Source organism: Pseudomonas hunanensis, assembly GCF_013393325.1.
In the GTDB taxonomy this organism is placed as follows: Bacteria; Pseudomonadota; Gammaproteobacteria; order Pseudomonadales; family Pseudomonadaceae; genus Aquipseudomonas; species Aquipseudomonas putida_P.
Window position 1 is genome coordinate 388955 of record NZ_QJRC01000098.1, and the last position, 18057, is coordinate 407011.

The 18057-nt window shown below is 61.4% G+C and carries 16 protein-coding genes; 7 read left to right on the forward strand and 9 right to left on the reverse strand.

The annotated features are described in order from the left end of the window. The first annotated feature begins 8 nt into the window (after window positions 1–8). The 5 genes from DM807_RS23495 to fabB all read left to right on the forward strand — a co-directional run bounded on the left by DM807_RS23495 (window position 9) and on the right by fabB (window position 6929). Window positions 9–2156, forward strand: a complete 2148-nt coding sequence (locus DM807_RS23495; RefSeq protein ID WP_179027978.1) for a TonB-dependent receptor plug domain-containing protein — start codon at window positions 9–11, stop codon at window positions 2154–2156. Continuing rightward, window positions 2156–3046 (forward strand): ABC transporter substrate-binding protein, encoded by an 891-nt coding sequence (locus DM807_RS23500; RefSeq protein WP_012273338.1) that lies wholly within the window; start codon window positions 2156–2158, stop codon window positions 3044–3046. The genes DM807_RS23495 and DM807_RS23500 overlap by 1 nt, the downstream gene beginning before the upstream one ends. Continuing rightward, window positions 3043–4974 (forward strand): ATP-binding protein, encoded by a 1932-nt coding sequence (locus DM807_RS23505; RefSeq protein ID WP_012273339.1) that lies wholly within the window; start codon window positions 3043–3045, stop codon window positions 4972–4974. The genes DM807_RS23500 and DM807_RS23505 overlap by 4 nt, the downstream gene beginning before the upstream one ends. Before the next feature lie 207 nt (window positions 4975–5181). Beyond that, a complete protein-coding gene (gene fabA, locus DM807_RS23510; RefSeq protein ID WP_012273340.1) occupies window positions 5182–5697 on the forward strand; it encodes a 3-hydroxyacyl-[acyl-carrier-protein] dehydratase FabA in 516 nt (171 codons plus the stop codon). Between the two features lie 11 nt (window positions 5698–5708). Continuing rightward, window positions 5709–6929, forward strand: a complete 1221-nt coding sequence (gene fabB / locus DM807_RS23515) for a beta-ketoacyl-ACP synthase I (protein ID WP_012273341.1) — start codon at window positions 5709–5711, stop codon at window positions 6927–6929. 67 nt (window positions 6930–6996) lie between these two features. Here the strand turns inward: fabB and DM807_RS23520 are convergent, their stop codons facing one another. Beyond that, the gene (locus DM807_RS23520) at window positions 6997–8001 is read right to left on the reverse strand and encodes an amidohydrolase family protein (protein ID WP_060514477.1); all 1005 of its coding nucleotides are present in this window, start codon (window positions 7999–8001) and stop codon (window positions 6997–6999) included. Between the two features lie 117 nt (window positions 8002–8118). On the opposite strand from DM807_RS23520, the gene DM807_RS23525 reads away from it, so the two are divergent. Further along, the gene (locus tag DM807_RS23525) at window positions 8119–8982 is read left to right on the forward strand and encodes a pirin family protein (protein WP_060493835.1); all 864 of its coding nucleotides are present in this window, start codon (window positions 8119–8121) and stop codon (window positions 8980–8982) included. A 32-nt stretch (window positions 8983–9014) separates the two neighbouring features. Here DM807_RS23525 and DM807_RS23530 read toward each other — a convergent pair whose 3' ends face one another. From DM807_RS23530 to DM807_RS23545, 4 genes are all read right to left on the reverse strand, one after another. Beyond that, on the reverse strand, window positions 9015–9740 hold the full coding sequence (locus tag DM807_RS23530; protein ID WP_012273344.1) for a dienelactone hydrolase family protein: 726 nt from the start codon (window positions 9738–9740) through the stop codon (window positions 9015–9017). Between the two features lie 61 nt (window positions 9741–9801). After that, on the reverse strand, window positions 9802–11706 hold the full coding sequence (gene htpG / locus DM807_RS23535) for a molecular chaperone HtpG (RefSeq protein ID WP_012273345.1): 1905 nt from the start codon (window positions 11704–11706) through the stop codon (window positions 9802–9804). Between the two features lie 70 nt (window positions 11707–11776). Then, window positions 11777–12259 carry a PaaI family thioesterase gene (locus tag DM807_RS23540; RefSeq protein ID WP_012273346.1) on the reverse strand — a complete coding sequence of 161 codons (483 nt, stop codon included), beginning with the start codon at window positions 12257–12259 and terminating at the stop codon, window positions 11777–11779. Next, window positions 12256–12732 carry a PaaI family thioesterase gene (locus tag DM807_RS23545; RefSeq protein WP_012273347.1) on the reverse strand — a complete coding sequence of 159 codons (477 nt, stop codon included), beginning with the start codon at window positions 12730–12732 and terminating at the stop codon, window positions 12256–12258. The genes DM807_RS23540 and DM807_RS23545 overlap by 4 nt, the downstream gene beginning before the upstream one ends. Window positions 12733–12886: 154 nt before the next feature. Here DM807_RS23545 and DM807_RS23550 point away from each other — a divergent pair, with 154 nt between their 5' ends. Further along, the gene (locus DM807_RS23550; protein WP_012273348.1) at window positions 12887–13189 is read left to right on the forward strand and encodes a hypothetical protein; all 303 of its coding nucleotides are present in this window, start codon (window positions 12887–12889) and stop codon (window positions 13187–13189) included. A 67-nt stretch (window positions 13190–13256) separates the two neighbouring features. Here DM807_RS23550 and DM807_RS23555 read toward each other — a convergent pair whose 3' ends face one another. The 4 genes from DM807_RS23555 to sucC all read right to left on the reverse strand — a co-directional run bounded on the left by DM807_RS23555 (window position 13257) and on the right by sucC (window position 17959). Further along, window positions 13257–14006, reverse strand: coding sequence for a DUF599 domain-containing protein (locus DM807_RS23555; protein WP_012273349.1), 750 nt, complete (start codon window positions 14004–14006; stop codon window positions 13257–13259). A 216-nt stretch (window positions 14007–14222) separates the two neighbouring features. After that, window positions 14223–15536, reverse strand: a complete 1314-nt coding sequence (gene brnQ / locus DM807_RS23560; protein ID WP_012273350.1) for a branched-chain amino acid transport system II carrier protein — start codon at window positions 15534–15536, stop codon at window positions 14223–14225. A 372-nt stretch (window positions 15537–15908) separates the two neighbouring features. Next, on the reverse strand, window positions 15909–16793 hold the full coding sequence (gene sucD, locus DM807_RS23565) for a succinate--CoA ligase subunit alpha (protein WP_003254203.1): 885 nt from the start codon (window positions 16791–16793) through the stop codon (window positions 15909–15911). Further along, window positions 16793–17959, reverse strand: a complete 1167-nt coding sequence (gene sucC / locus DM807_RS23570; protein WP_008091914.1) for an ADP-forming succinate--CoA ligase subunit beta — start codon at window positions 17957–17959, stop codon at window positions 16793–16795. Before sucC ends, sucD begins: the two co-directional genes overlap by 1 nt. Between the last annotated feature and the right edge of the window lie 98 nt (window positions 17960–18057).

The window sequence follows — 18057 nt, forward strand, 5'->3', positions numbered from 1 at the left end:
CAGTTACCATGCCTGTTTCAACTCTGATACAAGGCTGCTCCGTGTTCCCTGGCACGCCCCCGTACCCGCGCCTGCTCATACTGACTGCCCTGCTCGGTGGCCCAGCCGTGGCCGACGACCTGTTCATCGACACGTCCGACCTGCCACAGGTTCTGACCGCCACACGCCTGAAACAATCCCCGGCGGCGGTCCCGGGCAGCATGACGGTCCTCGACAGCGAGCTGATCCGCGCCAGCGGTGCCCGTGACATCCCTGAGCTGCTGCGCCTGGTACCCGGCATGATGATCGGCTACGGTGCCGGCAACCAGCCCACGGTCAACTACCACGGCAGCAACGTCAACGACGCACGCCGCATGCAGGTTTTGATCGATGGCCGCTCGGTGTACCGCGCAGGCCTGGCCACGGTGGACTGGAGCGACATTCCCCTGGCCATGGAGGATATCGAGCGCATCGAGGTGTTCCGCGGCCCAAACACCGTCAGCTACGGCGCCAACGCCCTGATGGCGGTGGTGAACATCCTCACCCGCAACCCCGCCGACAGCCATGGCACGCGGCTGAAGGTGACCCGCGGCCAGGATGGCATCAACGATTTCTACGCCAGCCACGGCTTTGGCTGGGACGGCGGTGACATGCGCCTGTCGGTGTCGGGCCAGCAAGACGACGGCTTCGATGAAAACCAGTTCGGCCAGGACTACCGCGACAGCCGCCGCCTGACCCGCTTCAACCTCAGTGCCAGCCACAACCTGGCGGTTGACCAGACCCTGGAATGGCAACTGGCGGCAAAGGAAGGTAGCAACCAGCGGCCTTATACCTATCAGCCGGTGTTCGCCAAGTACGAGGCAGGCAACAACGCAGACGTCAATGCCAAGGACTATGCCGGCTCGTTGCGCTGGACCAAGGATTTCAGCTCCGAGCACAGCCTCTATATTCAGGGTTCGGCGCAGCATTTCGATCGCCAGCAGGTATGGCGCGCCTGTGATGCCCTAGAATCGTTCAGCGCCGAACTGACCCAGCTCTGGCAAATGAACCCCGACTTTGCCGAAAAAGTAGCGCGCGGTGTCGCCCTAGGCGACCTGCCAACGACCAGCGACCCAGTGTTGAGTGCCCTCTCGAACAAAGTGCAGGAGCAATGGAAGGCCGGCGGCAACCAGCCGGTCTGCGGCGATGTCGACCAGAGCACCCGCGAAACCCGCTACGACCTGGAGATCCAGGATACCCTGAGCCTGACCGACAGCCTTCGCCTGCTCAGTGGCATGAACTACCGCTATGACCGTGCCGACTCGCAGACCTACTTCAACGGCAGCCTCGACGACCAGACCTGGCGCCTGTTTGGCCAGCTGGAGTGGCGCGCCGACGAGCACTGGATCCTTCAGGGCGGGGCCATGTTCGAAGACTCGCGCCTGTCTGGCAGCTCGCTGACGCCACGCGTCGCGGTCAACTACCTGATCACCCCACGCCATGGCCTGCGTGCGGTGTATTCCGAGGCAGTGCGCTCGCCCGACATGTTCGAGAACAACGTCAACTGGAGCTACACGGTCAAGAACCTCAGCACCAACGCGTTCGGCCAGCAGCACGGTGAATACTTCGTCAAGACCCGTGGCCCCGGCGACCTCGACCAGGAACGCATGCGCTCGCGCGAGCTGGGCTACAACGGCTTTTTCAGCGACATTGGCTTGAACATGGATGTGAAGCTGTTCTACGACGAGATCACCGGCATGATCAGTGAACCGCTGAAGAACAACCAGTACATCGCCAGCAACGCCAACAAGGCCCGGTTCAGCGGCAGCGAGGCACAATTGGATTGGCGCCCGACCCTGCGCGACCGCCTGCGCCTGACCTACGCCTACGTCGATGCCTGGGCCAGCAACCCCGACGACCGCCGCCTCAGCGCCCACAACAGCGGCTCGGCCGGGTGGATGCGCGAATGGGGTGCCGGCTGGTCGAGTGCACTGTTCTACTACGGCGACGATGCTCTCAACCAGTACCGCTATGAACGCCTGGACCTACGCCTGGCCAAGCGCTTTCGAGTGCATGGCAGCAACCTGGAGCTGGCAGCGCTGTGGCAGCAGCGCCTGGACGACGAGCCAACCACGGCAGTCCAGAACCGCTTCGACAGCCGCCACCGCCTGAGCGTCAGCGCGGAGCTGGAGTTCTGATGGCCCTGTTGCTGCGCCTATTGCTGCTGTGCCTGTGGCCGCTGGGGCCACTGTCGGCCAGTGAAATCCTGCTGGTGGGGGCTGAGGACCAGCCCGGTATCCGCAGTTTCGTCGCCGCGCTGGAAAGCCGTCGGCCCCACGATCATGTGCATTTCCAGACCACAGCCGACCTGCCGCGCCCGAGCAAGCTCAAAGCCGACCAGCGTTTGATCCTGCTCGACAGCTCCGCACTGGAGTGGCGGCTGGGCGAAACCGCCGGCCCACCGGCCCTGGCCATGCGGGTCAGCCGGGTACAGGCTGAACAGCGCCTGGGAAAGTCGCGCCCCGCGTTTCTCACCTTGCTGTGGAGTGACGCGCCGTTGGGCCGGCAATTGCGCCTGACGCGCTACCTGCTGCCGCAGGCCCAGCGCATTGGGGTGTTGTACGGTGAGCACAGCAGTTTTCTGCTCGACGAGTTGCGCCATGCCGCACGCCCCCTGGGCCTGGAGATCATCGCCCAGGACTGGTCCGACCCGCGTGACAGCCGGCCGCTGCAGCATCTGCTGGGTAGCAGCGATGTGCTGCTGGGCCTGGACGACCCCAACCTGTACAACTCCAAGACCGCGAAGAACCTGCTGCTGAGCAGCTATGGTCGACAGATGGCCCTGATCGGGCCGAACGCCGGTTTTGTTCGCGCCGGCGCCCTGGCCAGCACCTACAGCGATCAGGACGACTGGCTGGCGGAGCTCGACCAGTTGCTCGATCAGCCGCCTGCGCGCTGGCCGCGCAGCCTGTACCCGACACGCTATGGCGTCAGTGGCAACCAGCAGGTGGCCCGCGCCCTGGGCCTTGAACCGATCGATCCGAACGCCGCCGCCAAGGCCCTGGCCGCAGGAGACCCCACCCCATGACCAAGCGCTTGAGCTGGGACATTCATACCCGCACCCAGATCATCAGCCTCGGCCCTGCCCTGCTGCTGACCTTGCTGTTGATCAGCTTCTTTACCTTCGTGCGTATCCAGGACCTGCGCCAGGAACTCAACCACACCGGGCAACTGATCGCCAACCAGTTGGCACCGGCGTCGGAGTACGGGGTGATTTCGGGCAACAACGAAGTACTTGAAGGGCTGATGCGCGCCACCCTCAGCATCCCGCATGTGCGTTTTCTGGAGGTGCAGGACAGCCGCAACCACATCCTCGTGTACGTGGAGCAGTCCGACGAAAGCGCCAACCGCGCACAACAGGTAGAAGTGTTCCAGGCGCCCATCCGCCTGCAACAGATCCGGCTGGACAACGATTTCCTGCAACAGGGCAAGGCCACCACCCCGGCCATTGGTGACGACTACCTGGGCCGGGTGATAGTCGGCATGTCCGATGATGCCTTCAGCCAGCGGCAACAGGAAATCGTGATCAAGGCCGGGATCCTTGCACTGTTCGCCCTGCTGTTCACCTTTTTGCTGGCTCGCCGCCTGGCCCTGAGCCTGGCCAAGCCGATCAGCGACATGGGGCATGCGGTCAAGGCCATTCAGCAGGGCGAGTACAACACCCCCTTGCCGGTGGTGGACGACAGCGAACTGGGCCACCTGGCGCGTCACATCAACAACCTGGCCAGCGCCCTGGAACAGGCCAGCGATGAACAGAAGCAGGCCATTGCCGAATTGATCCAGGCTCGCGAGGAGGCTGAACAGGCCAACCGCGCGAAATCGGACTTCCTGGCCATGATGAGCCATGAACTGCGCACACCGATGAATGGCGTGCTAGGCATGCTGCAGTTGCTGGAAACCACACCGCTGAGCAGCGAGCAGGCCGATTACACGGCAGTGGCCAGCGAGTCCACCGGGCATTTGCTGAAGGTCATCAACGACATCCTCGACTTTTCGCGTATCGAGCGCGCCGCGCTGCAACTGGAGCACATCGACTTCAATCTCGGCGAGTTGATCACCAGCAGTGTCCAGTCGTTCCAGCACAGCGCCCAGCAGCGCGGCCTGGGCCTGCACCTGGAACTGCCGGCCGGCTTCGAGCAACTGCAGGTGAACGGCGACCCCACGCGCATCCGCCAAATCCTGCTGAACCTGATAGGCAACGCCCTGAAATTCACAGAACGCGGGCAGGTACAGGTCGAAGCACGTTGGCAGGTACTCGATCGGCAACTGATCTGGCTGACCTGCAGCGTGCGCGACACCGGCATCGGCATCGACAGCGACCGCCTGGAAATGATGTTCATCGCTTTCCAGCAGGCCGACAGCTCGATTTCCCGCCGTTATGGCGGCACCGGGCTGGGGCTTTCGATCGCCCGCACCTTGGCTGAGCGCATGGGCGGCAAGCTGCGCGGTGAAAGCCGTGAGGGCCTGGGGTCGACTTTCACCCTGGAAATGCCACTGGCCCTCGCCACCCCTGCCCCCGTCCCACTGAAGCCGCCCACCACTGCGCCAACGATAGTGCCCGACAATGATCAGGTACTGCTGGTAGAGGACAACCCGGTCAACCAAAGCGTCATCGAGGCCATGCTGCGCAGCCTGGGGCTTGCGGTATGCACGGCCGAGGATGGCCTTGAGGCGGTCGACCTGGTTGGCCAGCAGCGCTTCGCCGCCGTGCTGATGGATTGCCGCCTGCCACACCTGGACGGCTATGAAGCCACCCGGCGCATCCGCCAGTTGCCCAACGGCGCCGGGCTACCGATCATCGCCCTGACCGCCAACGCCTTGCAGGGCGACCGCGAGCGTTGCATGGCGGCTGGCATGGACGACTACCTGAGCAAACCCTTGCGCCGCACCGAACTGCAGCGGGTGCTGCAGCGCTGGTTACCCGGTCGGACAACCGCGACTGGCGATAAATGCTAAAGTGCGGCAGTCTTAAACACTGGACAGGACCTTCATCGGACCTGAAAATAGACGTTTCAGTGCACACCTGTACTTCTTTCGGCAGGTGCGCTGTGACTTTCACCACAACGCAATAGTCTACCTGTAGGCTGCCGTCTCGAAGCCATTGGTTTTCGGGCCGGCCGGGAAGATTCATCCCCTGCCACAGGGGGTTATTGAGGAGCTCGCATGACCAAACAACACGCCTTTACTCGGGAAGACCTGCTGCGCTGCAGTCGCGGTGAGCTGTTCGGCCCAGGTAATGCGCAACTGCCCGCGCCGAACATGCTGATGGTCGATCGCATCACCCATATCAGCGAAGAAGGCGGCAAGTACGGCAAAGGTGAATTGGTCGCCGAGCTGGATATCACCCCGGACCTGTGGTTCTTCGCCTGCCATTTCGAAGGCGATCCGGTCATGCCGGGCTGCCTGGGCCTTGACGCCATGTGGCAGCTGGTCGGCTTCTTCCTGGGCTGGCAGGGTCTGCCAGGCCGTGGCCGCGCGCTGGGTTCGGGCGAAGTGAAGTTCTTTGGCCAGGTATTGCCTAGCGCCAAGAAAGTCACCTACAACATTCACATCAAGCGCGTCCTGAAGGGCAAGCTGAACATGGCCATCGCCGATGGCTCGGTCAGCGTCGACGGCCGCGAGATCTACACTGCCGAAGGCCTGCGGGTCGGCGTGTTCACCTCCACTGACAATTTCTAAGGGTTATTCGCATGCGCCGCGTCGTTATCACTGGTCTGGGCATCGTATCGTGCCTGGGCAATGACAAAGAGACCGTCACCGAAAACCTGCGTAACAGCCGTCCGGGTATCCGTTTCAACCCGGAATACAAGGAAATGGGGCTGCGCAGCCAGGTTTCCGGGTCCATCGACCTCAACCTCGAAGAACTGATCGACCGCAAGGTCTACCGCTTCGTCGGCCACGCCGCGGCCTACGCCTATCTGGCGATGCAGGACGCGATCAAGGACGCTGGCCTGACCGAAGAGCAGGTTTCCAACCCGCGTACTGGCCTGGTGGCTGGCTCCGGCGGCGCCTCGACCCTGAACCAGATGGAAGCGCTGGACACCCTGCGCGAGAAAGGCGTCAAGCGCGTCGGCCCGTACCGCGTTACCCGCACCATGGGCAGCACCGTTTCGGCGTGCCTGGCCACTCCGTTCAAGATCAAGGGCCTGAACTACTCGATCTCGTCGGCCTGCGCCACTTCGGCACACTGCATCGGCACCGCCCTGGAGCAGATCCAGTGGGGCAAGCAAGACATCGTCTTCGCCGGTGGTGGTGAAGAAGAGCACTGGAGCCAGTCGTTCCTGTTCGATGCCATGGGCGCCCTGTCGACCAAACGCAACGAAACCCCGGAACTGGCTTCGCGCGCCTATGACGCCGACCGTGATGGCTTCGTCATCGCAGGTGGCGGCGGCATGGTGGTGGTCGAGGAGCTGGAACACGCCCTGGCCCGTGGCGCCAAGATCTACGCCGAAATCGTTGGCTACGGTGCAACTTCCGACGGCTATGACATGGTTGCCCCGAGCGGCGAAGGTGCCATCCGCTGCATGCAGCAGGCGCTGGCTACCGTCGACACCCCGATCGACTACCTGAACACCCACGGTACTTCGACTCCGGTCGGTGACGTGGCCGAGATCAAAGGTGTTCGCGCCGTGTTCGGCGACAAGGCACCGAAGATCAGCTCGACCAAGAGCCTGTCGGGCCACTCGCTGGGCGCCGCCGGTGTGCACGAGGCGATCTACTGCCTGCTGATGATGGAAAACAACTTCATCGCCGGCTCCGCCAACATCGATGAGCTGGACCCAGAGGTCGCCGACCTGCCAATCCTGCGTAACACCGAAGAAAACGCCAAGATCGACACGGTCATGAGCAACAGCTTCGGCTTCGGCGGCACAAACGCCACCCTGGTGCTCAAGCGCTGGGAAGGCAAGTAAGACGCTGCTGCGGTAAATGAAAACGCCCCGACTGGTTCGGGGCGTTTTTATTTTTAACCTGTCGCACTCATTTCTGCCTGGGCAGTACAGCCAGAAAGTTATCGCGGGCCACTTTGTTGGCCACCTCTATCGGCAAGGCATCCAGAAACGGCTTGAACCCGTGCATCTGCTCACCCAGGCTGCCAAACCGCCCCACCACATCCGACCCCAGCATGAACCGCTCTGGATAGCGCTCGACCAGCGCCAGCCATTCCTTGCGCGGCACGCCTTTGTCATCCAGCAGATAAGGCTGCAGCACACTCCACGACAGGTCGACATACAAGTTCGGGTAGTCCTCCAGCAATCGCGTGAGCACCGGCAACAGAAAACCCATCTGCGTCTGGTGCCGGTGTATCTCCATGCTGCTGCCCGCATGCGCCCAGATGAACCGTGTATGCGGGTGATTGCGCAGCGGCTCTTCAATCTCCGCCAGGTACAGCGGGTTGCGCTCGCGCTTGGAGGTGATGTTGGAATGCAGGAGCACCGGCAGGTCACGCTCGGCCGCCAGATGGTAGATACGCGTCATGGCCTCGTTGTTGGCGCGCGGTGTGTCGCCACTGGTCAGCGCGGTCAGGTCATCGTGGCGGGTGAACACCTCGCCAATGCCCTGCCATAACCCCGGGTTCATTTCGAGCATGCGCTCGATGTGGCTGACAGCGTTCTTGTCCACCGGGTTGAAGCCGGTCAAAAACGGATGAAAGCGTTTTCGTTGCTCAATCGGCAACTGCTCCAGGGCCGCTGCCACATAGGTGTCGGTGGCGCTGTACCAATAGGCATCGGCGTCGTCACCGGCGTAATAGCGTGGGCGCTTGGGTTCGTCTTCGTGCCATTTCTTGGCCACTGGAATGCCGGAAATCATCGACTGCTCGATGCCTGCGGCGTCCATGGCCTTGAGCAACGCCGGCATGCCTTCGCTTTCCTGAAAGAAGTCGACGTAGTGCAGGTGGGCGTCGCTGTAGCGGTAGTCGCGCGCGTGTGCCGCCTGGCAAAGCGAGGCAGACAACATTACGCAGGCCAGCGCTCTGGCAATCATGGGCTGCTTCCTTCTACAAATACGAAAACAGTAGACCGGCCGGCAAACGAGACGGTTCAGCCGAAGCGGGCAAACCGCTATGCTGGGTGCACACTCACCTCGCCTGGAACACACCCCATGAGCAGCCCCCTGATCATCCGCCCGCGCGCCGAATCGGTCGAGGGCCAGCCGATCCTGCGCCCGCTGCCTTCGGCCCAGTGCCGCAGCGTCGGCCCGTTCGTGTTCTTCGACCATATGCTCGAAACCGACTATGCCGCCGGGCATGGCATGGACATCCGCCAACACCCGCATATCGGCTTGTCGACCCTGACCTACCTGTTTGAAGGGGCGATCCTGCACAAGGACAGCCTCGGCTCGGCACAGCGTGTGCTGCCGGGTGATGTCAGCTGGATGACCGCAGGCAGCGGCGTGGCCCACGTCGAGCGCACCCCAGAAGATGCCCTGGCCCATGGCTCGCGCCTGCATGGGCTGCAGGTATGGCTGGCATCGCCGCGCGAGCATGAGCAAGGCCCGGCAAGCTACAGCCATCACCCGGCCGCGAGCCTGCCCGTCAGTGACAGCCTGGGGGTGCGCATCTGCATGATTGCAGGCAGCGGGTTCTGCCTGGAGTCACCGGTGCCGGTGCTCTCCCCTACCCTTTATGCCCATGTACGGATGCAGCCGGCAACCACCTTGCCGATACCCACCGAGCATGCGCAGCGAGCACTGTACCTGCTGGATGGCGAGTTGCAGATGAACGACGCGGACGTGGAGCCGTGCAGCCTGGTGGTACTGCCAGAGGGCGAAGACGTGACACTGTACGCGGAGGGTGAGTGCCAGCTGGTGCTGATTGGCGGGGAGCCGCTGGATGGTCCACGGCGGATGAACTGGAACTTCGTGGCCAGTGACCCGGAGCTGATCGAGCAGGCCAGGGCACGCTGGGCGGCGAGGGATTGGCCAGTGGTGCCCGGGGAAACCTCCAGGATCGAGCTGCCACGGTAATGTTGGGGGCCGCGTTACGGCCCCCTGCGATCTCAACGCTGGAACACTTCCGTCAGCAGGTTATGCATCGACCGGAACGCCCGCTCCGAGGTACGGCGGTCGTACTGCATCTTACCCGGCACATTGGCATTCGGGTCGGTGAACGAGTGCACTGCCCCGCCATAGCTCAGCAACTGCCAGTCCACCTTGGCGGCGTTCATCTCGTCCTCGAACGCCGGCAGCTGCTCTTTCGGCACCAATGGGTCGGCAGCGCCATGCAGCACCAGCACCGAGCCCTTGATGCGCTTGGCATCCTCCGGGTTCGGCGTGTCCAGGGTGCCGTGGAACGACACCGCCGCACGCAGGTCGGCGCCGGTACGCGCCAGCTCCAGCGCACAGCAGCCACCGAAGCAAAAGCCGAAGGTTGCGACCTTGCCCGGCTCCAGTAGCGCCTTCGACTGCCCCAGCAACTGCGCCAGGGCTTCCTGCATGCGCTTGCGCAGCTCGCTGCGATCATTCTTCAACGGCATCATCGCCGCACCCGCCTCGTCGGCGTTGGACGGGCGCACCGATTGACCGTACAGGTCGGCAATCAACACCACGTAGCCCTTCTCGGCCACTTCCTTGGCGATACGCTCCGCGCCTTCACCAATGCCCATCCAGTTCGGCGCCATCACCAGGCCGGGCTTCGGCAGCGCACCTGGCTCATAGACCAGGCGGCTTTCATAGGTTTTGCCGGACAGGTGATAAACCAACGATTCGACGATTACCTTGCTCATCAAGCACTCCTTAGCTCACCATGAAAAAAGCCCGCCGAAGCGGGCTTTCCTGTGCATCAACTCAAGCAGACAGCTCGACCAGCAGCTTGTTCAGGCGACGAACGTACGCCGCCGGGTCCTTCAGGCTGTCACCGGCCGCCAGGGCCGCCTGATCGAACAGGATGTGCGACAGCTCGGCGAAGCGGTCTTCGCTCTGCTCGTTGTCCAACTTCTCGATCAGCGGGTGGCTCGGGTTGAACTCGAAGATCGGCTTGGACTCCGGCACCTTCTGCCCGCTGGCTTCCAGAATCTGACGCATCTGCAGGCCCAGGTCCTGCTCGCCAATGGCCAGGATTGCCGGCGAGTCGGTCAGGCGGTGCGACACGCGCACTTCGGCCACGCTGTCACCCAGCGCGCCTTTCAGGCGCTCGACCAGGCCTTCCTTGTCCTTGGCGACTTCTTCCTGGGCTTTCTTGTCTTCTTCCGAATCCAGCTTGCCCAGGTCCAGGTCGCCACGGGCGATGTCAACGAAGGCCTTGCCGTCGAATTCATTGAGGTAGCTCATCAGCCACTCGTCGATACGGTCGGTCAGCAGCAGCACTTCGATGCCTTTCTTGCGGAAGACTTCCAGGTGCGGGCTGTTCTTGACCTGCGCGTACGACTCGCCGGTGAGGTAGTAGATCTTGTCCTGGCCTTCCTTCGCACGGGCCAGGTAGTCGGCCAGGGCGACGCTCTGCTCGCCGCTGTCGTCCTGGGTGGAAGCGAAGCGCAGCAGGCCGGCGATTTTCTCCTTGTTGGCGAAGTCTTCGGCCGGGCCTTCTTTCAACACTTGGCCGAAGTTCTTCCAGAAGCCCTTGTACTGCTCGGGTTCGTTCTTCGCCAGTTTCTCCAGCATGTCCAGCACGCGCTTGGTGAGCGCGGTCTTCATCGAATCGATGATCGGGTCTTTCTGCAGGATTTCACGCGACACGTTCAGCGACAGGTCGTTGGAATCGACCACACCCTTGATGAAGCGCAGGTACAGCGGCAGGAACGACTCGGCCTGGTCCATGATGAACACACGCTGCACGTACAGCTTCAGGCCGCGCGGTGCTTCGCGCTGGTACAGGTCGAACGGCGCACGGGCCGGCACGTACAGCAGCGAGTTGTATTCGAGCTTGCCTTCGACCTTGTTGTGGCTCCAAGCCAGCGGGTTTTCGAAGTCATGGCCGATGTGCTTGTAGAACTCCTGGTACTCCTCGTCCTTCACCTCGGTGCGCGAACGGGTCCACAGGGCGCTGGCGCGGTTGACGGTTTCCCACTCTTCGGCCGGCTGTTCTTCACCTTCAGCGCCAGCCTGCTCTTTGGGCAACTGGATCGGCAGAGCGATGTGGTCGGAGTATTTCTTGACCACGTTGCGCAGGCGCCAGCCATCAGCGAATTCCAGTTCGTCCTTCTTCAGGTGCAGGACGATGCGGGTGCCGCGCTGTGGCTTGTCGATGGTGGCGACTTCGAACTCGCCCTCGCCTTTCGACGACCAGTGCACACCCTCGGCCGCTGGCTGGCCAGCACGGCGACTGTACACGTCAACCTTGTCGGCAACGATGAACGCGGAGTAGAAGCCCACGCCGAACTGACCGATCAGGTGCGAGTCCTTCTTCTGGTCACCGGTGAGGTTCTTCATGAAGTCGGCGGTGCCGGACTTGGCGATGGTACCCAGGTGGGCGATGACGTCTTCGCGGCTCATGCCGATGCCGTTGTCCTCGAGGGTCACGGTACCGGCGTCCTTGTCGAAGCTCAGGCGAATTTTCAGGTCGGCGTCGCCTTCGAGCAGCTCTGGCTTGGCCAGGGCTTCGAAACGCAGCTTGTCAGCGGCGTCGGAGGCGTTGGAAATCAGCTCCCGCAGGAAGATTTCCTTGTTGGAGTACAACGAGTGAATCATGAGGTGCAGCAGCTGCTTCACCTCAGTCTGGAAGCCCAACGTTTCCTTTTGTGTTTCCACAGTCATGGTCTTCGAAACTCCGATCTGATGACAGTTGGCGCCTGGCGGCCAGTTCGGCCAGCGTTAACGGCGGATGTCATTCAGATGGGGGCTGCCCAGATGATTTCAAGGGCTTTTCCGGTTCGATCTTGAAATGCGCACGGGCTGTGGCAATCGGCGTCTGCTTGTCGCCTTGCCAGGCGGTAATGGCCACGTTGGTCACTCGGCGGCCCTGGCGCCACAGTTGGCACTGGGCGTAAGTGTCACGAAAATGCCCGGCGCGCAGGTAGTCGATGGAAAAGTCGATGATCTTTGGAATGCTGGCGCTCTCGCTGTAGATCAGCAGGTACAGCGCTGCCGACAACTCCATGAAGCCGGCGATCACGCCGCCATGGATGGCCGGCAATAACGGGTTGCCGATGTTGTCCGCACTGGCGGGCAGGCGGAACAACAAGTCATCGCCCTGGCGTTCACATTCGATGCCGATCAGCCCGGCATAGGGAATCAGCGCCAGCAATGGCCTGTAGTCGCCCACCGCATGGGCAGCGTTCAGTTGCTGACGAACCGCATGCGGAATCATGCCTCGCCCTCCTTCAGGCTGTTGCCGAAACGGATGCCACCCTTGATCTCCTGGCCCAGGCGCATGAACGTACCCACCACCTGGCAGATTGGCTGTGCGGGGTCATCCTGATAGGCGGTGCCACGGGTGAAGATCACGTCACGGGTAACCCGATAGCATTGTGCATGGCCGTAGATGTCCTTGCCGGCCTCGGCCGGGTGCATGTAGTCGATGCGCAGGTCCAGCGTCGGGCACACTTCGAAGCGCGGCAGCACGCACAGCGTGGCCATGCCGCAGGTGGTGTCCATCAGTGTGGTCAGCGCACCGCCATGCACGGCGCCGGTTTGCGGGTTGCCGACAATGGCCGGTGACCAGGGCAGGATCAGGGTCATGCCATCGCCATCGGCTTGCGCCACGCGCATCTGCAACAGCTGACAATGTTTCAATGCCGAAAGAAAACGCTCGGCCATGGCCATCAAGGTTGAATCACTCATTGGCGCTTCCCACTGGCTGCGCTGCAGCGGCATAAATTCGTTAAAAAGTCTATATAGAACACGGCGTTATATATCTGTAACCTTCGCGGAACTTATTCCGCGTAGTTGCACTCGAAGGAACAAGTCACTTATTCCACCAAGGAGAAACACCCCCATGCGTAAACCTTTTGCTTTTGCTCTGATGCTGGCTGCTGCCATGGGCCTGGCCGCTTGCGATAAAGCGAGCGAAGACAAAGCCCAGGACGCACAGCAACACGCCGAGCAAGCCCAGGAAAAAGCGGGCGAAGCTCAGGATAAAATGAACGAAGCCGCTAAGGAAAACGCCGAAGCCGCCAAAGATCAGGCCGAAGCCGAGCAGAAGGCTGCCGAAGAAGCCGCTCCGGCTACTCCGGCTCCAGAAGCCGCGCCAGCCACCCCGGCACCAGAAGCTACTCCAGCCGAACCTGCCAAGCAGTAATTGGCTAAAACAAAAAAACCCGACTTTGTCGGGTTTTTTTGTATCTACAACATTTGGATTAATCGTTTCAGTTGCTGGCAGCCGTACTTTCTTTGACCGGCTCGTTGGTGACACTTTCGGTAGGTGTGAACACCATCACATCCAGCACATCCGAATGGAACTCTCGCCGGTACAGAATAAGCACTACCCCGACACTCATGGCCATGAACAGCCATGGGCTGATGAACCAACTCAACATCGCCATGCCGAAGTAATACGAACGCAAACCCAGGTTGAATTGGTTAGCTGCCAACGACAATACCCGAGCCGCCCGTGAAGCGAATGCCTTGCGCTCCAGCTCATTGACCAGCCGCTCGCCGATCATCGGTGCCGAACCCACCAGTACGGCGGCGAAGTTGTATTGGCGCATGCACCAGCTGAAGGTGAAGAAGGCGTAGACAAACACCGTGGCCAGGCACAGCAACTTGATCTCCGACATGCCTTGAGAGGTCTGCTGCACCAGCGGCAAGTCGGCCAGCAACGACAGCGCCCGGTCGGACGCCCCAAGCACGGTAAGGATACCGGCGAGAATGATCAGGGTACTGGACGCAAAGAACGAGGCGTTGCGCTCGAGGTTACCGATTACGCTGGCATCGGCAATGCGGTTGTCGCGCAGCAGCATGCGGCGCATCCAGTCTTCACGGTACAGGTGCAGCACGCTGGCCAGGCATGCGGTGTCACGGCCCTTCCAGATGGCATAGCGGGTATAACCTCCCCAGCATAGGGCGAACCAAGCCACGGCCAGCAGGTTGTTGAGGTTGCTTTGGATGAAGTTCATGCAGGGTTCCCGAGAGGGCCAGGTGCCTAGAGAATAGGGACCGGGTTTCGACGCTGGCAAGCGGCAAAAGGCACACACCGTCCTGAATTTTCCTCTGATCATGCCGGCAAACAAAAAGCCCCGCATCCTTGCGGATACGGGGCTTTTCTGCCTAGGCCCTTGGCGAGCACCTTTCGGCTTGTGGCCGGTGCCGCCCTCAGGCTTCGACTTAACAGGTCAGGCCAGCGCCTCGCGCGGCTTGCCGAGCATGCGGTCGCAAGCCACGGCGCCAACCAGGGTCACCACGGAAGGCACAAGCCAGGCCAGGCCCTGGTCGCTCAGCGGCAGATGCGCCATGAAGTCCGGCAGCACATGGGCAATGCTGCTGCCCTTGATTGCGTCAACCATGCCGAACACCAGCGACACCAGCATCACCGGCGCCAGGATGCGGGTCGGCGAGTTCCACAGGTCCTTCACGAAGCTCAGGCCAACCACCACGATGCAAGGCGGGTAAATGGCGGTAAGCACCGGGATCGAGAACATGATCAGCTTGGTCAGGCCAAGGTTGGAGATCAGCAACGAGAAGCCGGCCAGGATCACCACCAATGCACGGTACGACAGCGGCAGGATCTGGCTGAAATACTCGGCGCAGGCACAGGTCAGGCCAACCGCGGTCACCAGACAGGCCAGTGCGATCAATACGGCCAGGAAGCCGCTGCCCAGCGAGCCGAAGGTGTGCTGCACGTAAGCATGCAGAACCGCAGCACCGTTGGTGGCATCAGCCGCGATGTCATGGCTGCCGGCACCCAGACGGAACAAGCTGACATACACCAGCGCCAGGCCAACACCTGCGATCAGGCCGGCGATGATGGCGTAGCGGGTGATCAACTTCGGCGACTCGACACCGCGCGAGCGGATGGCGTTGACGATGACGATACCGAACACCAAGGCACCCAGGGTGTCCATGGTCAGGTAGCCATCGGAGAAGCCCTTGGAGAACGCAGCCGCAGCATAGGCAGGCTGTGCCTCACCAATGGTCCCGGCCGGCAGCGCGAAGGCAGCGATGCCCAGCACGGCCAGAGCGATGATCTTCAACGGCGCCAGGAAGCGGCCCACGGTGTCGAGCAACTTGCCAGGGTACATGGACACGGCCAGTACCACGGCGAAGTACACCAGGCTGTAGATGAACAGCGCCAGCGGGCTTTCACCGGTCAGCGGTGCAACACCCACTTCGAACGACACGGTCGCGGTGCGCGGGGTGGCGAACAGCGGACCGACCGACAGGTAGCACACGGCTGCCAGCAGGCCGCCGAAGAACTTGCCGATCGGGCTGCTCAGGGCATCCATGCCGCCACCGACCTTGGCCAGCGCGACCACGGTGATGACTGGCAGGCCCACGGCAGTGACCAGGAAGCCCAGGGCTGCCATCCACACGTGCGGACCAGACTGCAGACCGACGATAGGCGGGAAGATGATATTGCCTGCGCCAACGAAAAGCGCAAACGTCATAAAGCCAAGCGCCAGGATATCCTGGCCTTTGAGAACTTTCATTTAAGGTAGTACCACACTGCTGAAATCGGGATTCGAGAGGGGATTTCCCTTTGGATGAGGGGAAATGCTGCCCGGCTTGATAGGCCAGACCCGTTTAGCGTGTCGTTCCCTTTTGGGGTACGGGCACAGAGTGAACGCGTAATGTAACTGTTTTGTCAGTTAAACGCACTGGCACAGTGCTGCTTGTCCGATGTGCGTACATGTTTGTCGTCTGTGCGACCGAAGACAGTAAGAATTATCCTCCACTTAAAAACTTCGTCTGTACGAAAATTCCTATCAAACTCATCAAGTTTCCTCGCCGCCCGTGATGCCCCCAGAAACGACAAAGGCCACCCGAAGGTGGCCTCTGTGCGCGTGGGGGGTGTAGCAGTATTACTTCTTGGCTTCCCAGCCAGTCAGCTCGGCCAGGGCCTTGCCGATGTCAGCCAGGGAACGCACGGTCTTCACACCAGCGTCCTGCAGGGCGGCGAACTTCTCGTCCGCAGTGCCCTTGCCGCCGGAGATGATGGCGCCAGCGTGGCCCATGCGCTTGCCCGCAGGTGCGGTAACACCAGCGATGTAGGAAACGACTGGCTTGGTCACGTGGGCCTTGATGTAGGCCGCAGCTTCTTCTTCAGCCGAACCGCCGATCTCACCGATCATGACGATCGCTTCGGTCTTCGGGTCTTCCTGGAACAGCTTCAGGATGTCGATGAAGTTGGAGCCCGGGATCGGGTCACCGCCGATGCCGACGCAGGTCGACTGGCCGAAGCCGGCGTCGGTGGTCTGCTTCACAGCTTCGTAGGTCAGGGTGCCGGAACGCGAAACGATACCGACCTTGCCTGGCAGGTGGATGTGGCCTGGCATGATGCCGATCTTGCACTCGCCCGGGGTGATGACACCTGGGCAGTTAGGGCCGATCAGGGTCACGCCCAGCTCGTCGCACTTGACCTTGGCATCCAGCATGTCCAGGGTAGGAATGCCTTCGGTGATGCAGACGATCAGCTTGATGCCGCCGAAGGCAGCTTCCAGGATCGAGTCTTTGCAGAACGGAGCCGGTACGTAGATGACCGAAGCGTCAGCGCCGGTAGCTTCCACGGCTTCCTTGACGGTGTTGAACACCGGCAGGCCCAGGTGGGTGGTGCCACCCTTGCCTGGGGTTACGCCGCCGACCATCTTGGTGCCGTAGGCGATGGCCTGTTCGGAGTGGAAAGTACCTTGCGAGCCGGTGAAGCCCTGGCAGATGACTTTGGTGTCTTTATTGATCAGGACGCTCATTACTTGCCCTCCGCAGCTTTGACAACTTGTTGAGCAGCGTCGGTCAGGCTGGTTGCCGCAATGATGTTCAAACCGCTTTCTGCCAGTACTTTAGCGCCCAGTTCGGCGTTGTTGCCTTCGAGGCGAACCACAACCGGAACTTTAACGCCGACTTCTTTCACTGCACCGATGATGCCTTCGGCAATCATGTCGCAGCGAACGATGCCGCCGAAGATGTTGACCAGAACGGCCGCGACATTGCTGTCGGACAGAATGATCTTGAACGCTTCGGTAACGCGCTCTTTGGTAGCACCACCGCCAACGTCGAGGAAGTTGGCCGGCTTGCCGCCGTGCAGGTTGACGATGTCCATGGTACCCATGGCCAGGCCAGCACCGTTGACCATGCAGCCGATGTTGCCTTCCAGGGCCACGTAGTTCAGCTCGAAGCTGGCAGCGTGGGCTTCACGAGGGTCGTCCTGAGACGGGTCGTGGAAGGTTTTCAGCTTAGGCTGACGGTACATGGCGTTTGCGTCGATGTTGATCTTCGCATCCAGGCAGTGCAGGTCGCCGTCGGCCTTGATGACCAGCGGGTTGACTTCCAGCAGGGCCAGGTCATGTTCTTTGAACAGCTTGGCCAGGCCTACGAAAATCTTGGCGAACTGTGCAACTTGCTTGCCTTCCAGACCCAGCTGGAATGCCAGTTCACGACCCTGGAACGGCTGAGCGCCGACCAGCGGATCGATAGTAGCCTTGATGATCTTCTCAGGAGTTTCGTGAGCGACTTTCTCGATGTCCACGCCACCTTCGGTGGAGGCCATGAACACGATACGGCGGCTCGAGCGATCGACTACAGCGCCCAGGTACAGCTCTTTGGCGATGTCAGTGCAGGATTCGACCAGGATCTTGGTCACTGGCTGACCGTTGGCATCGGTCTGGTAGGTTACCAGGCGCTTGCCCAACCATTGCGCAGCGAACGCCTTGGCGTCTTCCTTGCTGCGAACCAGCTTGACGCCGCCCGCTTTGCCGCGACCACCCGCGTGAACCTGAGCTTTTACAACCCACTCGGAACCGCCGATCTTGTCGCAAGCTTCTGCTGCAGCTTCAGGGGTATCGACTGCGAAACCCTTGGAAACTGGCAGGCCGTATTCAGCGAACAGCTGCTTACCCTGATACTCGTGAAGATTCATGCTTTTTACCGTCTTCGTTAGGTACTGCGCTTCGGCGCTGCGCCATTACTGGCGCCGCACCACCTGTGACCGTTGACCCCGGGTTTTCCCATGTGATC

Bases quoted from the DNA above. Each gene is read 5' to 3' on its own strand.
- DM807_RS23530 (WP_012273344.1), bottom strand. From the start codon at position 9,740: ATGAGCAAGGTAATCGTCGAATCGTTGGTTTATCACCTGTCCGGCAAA.
- DM807_RS23555 (WP_012273349.1), bottom strand. From the start codon at position 14,006: ATGAACTTCATCCAAAGCAACCTCAACAACCTGCTGGCCGTGGCTTGG.
- DM807_RS23540 (WP_012273346.1), bottom strand. From the start codon at position 12,259: ATGATTCCGCATGCGGTTCGTCAGCAACTGAACGCTGCCCATGCGGTG.
- DM807_RS23525 (WP_060493835.1), top strand. From the start codon at position 8,119: ATGAGCAGCCCCCTGATCATCCGCCCGCGCGCCGAATCGGTCGAGGGC.
- DM807_RS23500 (WP_012273338.1), top strand. From the start codon at position 2,156: ATGGCCCTGTTGCTGCGCCTATTGCTGCTGTGCCTGTGGCCGCTGGGG.
- DM807_RS23545 (WP_012273347.1), bottom strand. From the start codon at position 12,732: ATGAGTGATTCAACCTTGATGGCCATGGCCGAGCGTTTTCTTTCGGCA.
- brnQ (WP_012273350.1), bottom strand. From the start codon at position 15,536: ATGAAAGTTCTCAAAGGCCAGGATATCCTGGCGCTTGGCTTTATGACG.
- DM807_RS23495 (WP_179027978.1), top strand. From the start codon at position 9: ATGCCTGTTTCAACTCTGATACAAGGCTGCTCCGTGTTCCCTGGCACG.
- DM807_RS23505 (WP_012273339.1), top strand. From the start codon at position 3,043: ATGACCAAGCGCTTGAGCTGGGACATTCATACCCGCACCCAGATCATC.
- DM807_RS23520 (WP_060514477.1), bottom strand. From the start codon at position 8,001: ATGATTGCCAGAGCGCTGGCCTGCGTAATGTTGTCTGCCTCGCTTTGC.
- fabB (WP_012273341.1), top strand. From the start codon at position 5,709: ATGCGCCGCGTCGTTATCACTGGTCTGGGCATCGTATCGTGCCTGGGC.
- fabA (WP_012273340.1), top strand. From the start codon at position 5,182: ATGACCAAACAACACGCCTTTACTCGGGAAGACCTGCTGCGCTGCAGT.
- sucC (WP_008091914.1), bottom strand. From the start codon at position 17,959: ATGAATCTTCACGAGTATCAGGGTAAGCAGCTGTTCGCTGAATACGGC.
- sucD (WP_003254203.1), bottom strand. From the start codon at position 16,793: ATGAGCGTCCTGATCAATAAAGACACCAAAGTCATCTGCCAGGGCTTC.
- htpG (WP_012273345.1), bottom strand. From the start codon at position 11,706: ATGACTGTGGAAACACAAAAGGAAACGTTGGGCTTCCAGACTGAGGTG.
- DM807_RS23550 (WP_012273348.1), top strand. From the start codon at position 12,887: ATGCGTAAACCTTTTGCTTTTGCTCTGATGCTGGCTGCTGCCATGGGC.